This window comes from Shimia gijangensis (assembly GCF_900142085.1).
GTDB classification, from domain to species: Bacteria; Pseudomonadota; Alphaproteobacteria; order Rhodobacterales; family Rhodobacteraceae; genus Shimia; species Shimia gijangensis.
Map to the genome: position 1 here is coordinate 2501 of NZ_FQZQ01000051.1, position 3598 is coordinate 6098.

At 51.8% G+C, this 3598-nt stretch carries 1 tRNA gene and 2 rRNA genes; all 3 read left to right on the forward strand.

The window, feature by feature from the left end:
• Positions 1-310 precede the first annotated feature (310 nt).
• The 3 genes from BUC32_RS19780 to BUC32_RS19790 all read left to right on the forward strand — a co-directional run bounded on the left by BUC32_RS19780 (position 311) and on the right by BUC32_RS19790 (position 3597).
• A 23S ribosomal RNA gene (locus BUC32_RS19780) occupies positions 311-3142 on the forward strand.
• A gap of 161 nt (positions 3143-3303) precedes the next feature.
• Positions 3304-3418 (forward strand): 5S ribosomal RNA (gene rrf, locus BUC32_RS19785).
• 102 nt (positions 3419-3520) lie between these two features.
• A tRNA-Met gene (locus BUC32_RS19790) sits at positions 3521-3597 on the forward strand.
• The last annotated feature ends 1 nt before the right edge of the window (position 3598 follow it).

Below are 3598 nucleotides of genomic sequence, written 5' to 3' on the forward strand. Positions count from 1 at the left end.
CCACGTATGTGTCTGCCGACTGAAATGAACAGAGTTGTCCAAGTCAAGTACACTAACCCGAGCAATCGCGAGATTGCTCAAATTGTTCTTCATCTTCCAGACGGGGCCGATGACCATCGGCAGTTTGGATTCCAAGATGAAGAGCGGGAAAAAATGTATGACTTTTGGTTCAGAATAAAGGCCCACTTTTAGTTACCAGCTGAGAGGGTCGCGAACGATCTGGGTTTTATCACAAGCTGATTGTGGTCGGTCAAACGTCCTCAAATAGCGAAGCGATAGGACACTAACCAGTCTTTCTTTTTCTGGATCAAATCAAGCGCGAGAAGGGCGTTTGGTGAATGCCTTGGCAGTAAGAGGCGATGAAAGACGTGATACTCTGCGATAAGTCATGGGGAGCTGAGAATAAGCTTTGATCCATGAATTTCTGAATGGGGGAACCCACCTGACAGTTTTCTATTGATAGCTAACGCTATCACTAGGGAGTTGAACCAGGTACTTTTAGACTGAATACATAGGTTTAAAAGAGCAAACCCGGGGAACTGAAACATCTAAGTACCCGGAGGAAAGGAAATCAATAGATACTCCCCTAGTAGCGGCGAGCGAACGGGGACCAGCCGAGCTGTGATTGTGATTAGAATGGTCTGGAATGGCCAACCATAGTGGGTGACAGTCCCGTATAAGAAGCATGATCGGACGTATTAAGTAGGGCGGAACACGTGAAATTCTGTCTGAACATCGGAGGACCACCTTCGAAGGCTAAGTACTCCTTACTGACCGATAGTGAACCAGTACCGTGAGGGAAAGGTGAAAAGCACCCCGACGAGGGGAGTGAAACAGTACCTGAAACCGAACGCCTACAATCAGTTGGAGGGCCCTTGCGGCCTGACAGCGTACCTTTTGTATAATGGGTCATCGACTTGGTCTATCTAGCAAGCTTAAGCCGTTAGGTGTAGGCGCAGCGAAAGCGAGTCTTAATAGGGCGAATGAGTTAGGTGGATCAGACCCGAAACCGAGTGATCTAGGCATGACCAGGATGAAGGTAAGGTAACACTTACTGGAGGTCCGAACCCACATCTGTTGAAAAAGATCGGGATGAGTTGTGCCTAGGGGTGAAAGGCCAATCAAACTCGGAGATAGCTGGTTCTCTGCGAAATCTATTTAGGTAGAGCGTCATCCGAATACCCCGGGGGGTAGAGCACTGGATGGGTAATGGGGCCCCACAGGCTTACTGATCCTAACCAAACTCCGAATACCCGGGAGTACTAGATGGCAGACACACTGCGGATGCTAACGTCCGTAGTGGAGAGGGAAACAACCCTGACCTACGACTAAGGCCCCTAATTCATGGCTAAGTGGGAAAGCAGGTGGGACGACCAAAACAACCAGGAGGTTGGCTTAGAAGCAGCCATCCTTTAAAGATAGCGTAACAGCTCACTGGTCTAAATAAGTTGTCCTGCGGCGAAGATGTAACGGGGCTCAAGCCATGAGCCGAAGTCTAGGATGCACATAGTGCATGGTAGCAGAGCGTAGTGTGACATAGTACCTTTCCTCTTTAGCATTCTTCGGAATGCCTTGGAGGATATGGTGCTTTCTGTGAAGCTGGCGCGTGAGCGATCCGGTGGAGAGATCACTAGTGAGAATGATGACATGAGTAGCGACAAAGAGTGTGAGAGACACTCTCGCCGAAAGTCCAAGGGTTCCTGCTTAAAGCTAATCTGAGCAGGGTAAGCCGACCCCTAAGGCGAGGCCGAAAGGCGTAGTCGATGGGAACCAGGTTAATATTCCTGGGCCAGATGGAAGTGACGGATCTCGAGGGTAGTTCATCCTTATTGGATTGAATGGGCTGCTTAGAGGTTCCTGGAAATAGCTCCATCGCTAGATCGTACCCTAAACCGACACAGGTGGACTGGTAGAGAATACCAAGGCGCTTGAGAGAACGATGTTGAAGGAACTCGGCAAAATACCTCCGTAAGTTCGCGAGAAGGAGGCCCAGTTTCTACGCAAGTATTGACTGGGGGCACAAACCAGGGGGTGGCGACTGTTTACTAAAAACACAGGGCTCTGCGAAGTCGCAAGACGACGTATAGGGTCTGACGCCTGCCCGGTGCCTGAAGGTTAAAAGGAGGGGTGAGAGCTCCGAATTGAAGCCCAGGTAAACGGCGGCCGTAACTATAACGGTCCTAAGGTAGCGAAATTCCTTGTCGGGTAAGTTCCGACCTGCACGAATGGCGTAACGACTTCCCCGCTGTCTCCAACATCGACTCAGCGAAATTGAATTACCTGTCAAGATGCAGGTTTCCCGCGGTTAGACGGAAAGACCCCGTGCACCTTTACTACAGCTTCGCACTGGCATCAGGCACAATATGTGCAGGATAGGTGGTGGGCTTTGAAACCGTGACGCCAGTTGCGGTGGAGCCTCCCTTGAGATACCACCCTTATTCTGCTTGATGTCTAACCGCGGTCCGTTATCCGGATCCGGGACCCTGCGTGGCGGGTAGTTTGACTGGGGCGGTCGCCTCCTAAAGCGTAACGGAGGCGCGCGAAGGTTGGCTCAGAGCGGTCGGAAATCGCTCGTTGAGTGCAATGGCAGAAGCCAGCCTGACTGCGAGACTGACAAGTCGAGCAGAGTCGAAAGACGGCCATAGTGATCCGGTGGTCCCGAGTGGAAGGGCCATCGCTCAACGGATAAAAGGTACGCCGGGGATAACAGGCTGATACTGCCCAAGAGTCCATATCGACGGCAGTGTTTGGCACCTCGATGTCGGCTCATCTCATCCTGGGGCTGGAGCAGGTCCCAAGGGTACGGCTGTTCGCCGTTTAAAGAGGTACGTGAGCTGGGTTTAGAACGTCGTGAGACAGTTCGGTCCCTATCTGCCGTGGGTGTAGGATACTTGAGAGGAGTTGCCCCTAGTACGAGAGGACCGGGGTGAACGAACCACTGGTGGACCAGTTGTCGTGCCAACGGCAGTGCTGGGTAGCTATGTTCGGACAGGATAACCGCTGAAGGCATCTAAGCGGGAAGCCCCCCTCAAAACAAGGTATCCCTGAGGACCGAGGTAGACCACCTCGTCGATAGGCCGGAGATGTAAGTGCAGCAATGCATTCAGTTGACCGGTACTAATTGTCCGATAGGCTTGATTTGATCCAGTAAAAGCAAGACTTTGCCGCGCTCAAGTAGCGTAGCGGTACCGCTTTATACTGCGATCCATCAGTCATACACACATTACACGATACTGCGCGAGTAACCCATAAAGTGAAAACGCAAGATGTACTGACTTGGAATACACGAGGCCGTTTATTCGGTTTGGTGATCATAGCACGAGTGAAACACCCGGTCCCATCCCGAACCCGGCCGTTAAGCACCGTAGCGCCGATGGTACTGCATCTTAAGGTGTGGGAGAGTAGGTCATCGCCAAACCTAATAAACGACCCCGTGTTTGTATCTCTCGACGATGACACACTATACGCCTCACAATTCCAACGCTGAGGCAACTCAGGCCAACAAATCTTGGCCCGGTTCCGCGGGATGGAGCAGCCCGGTAGCTCGTCAGGCTCATAACCTGAAGGTCGTAGGTTCAAATCCTACTCCCGCAACCAT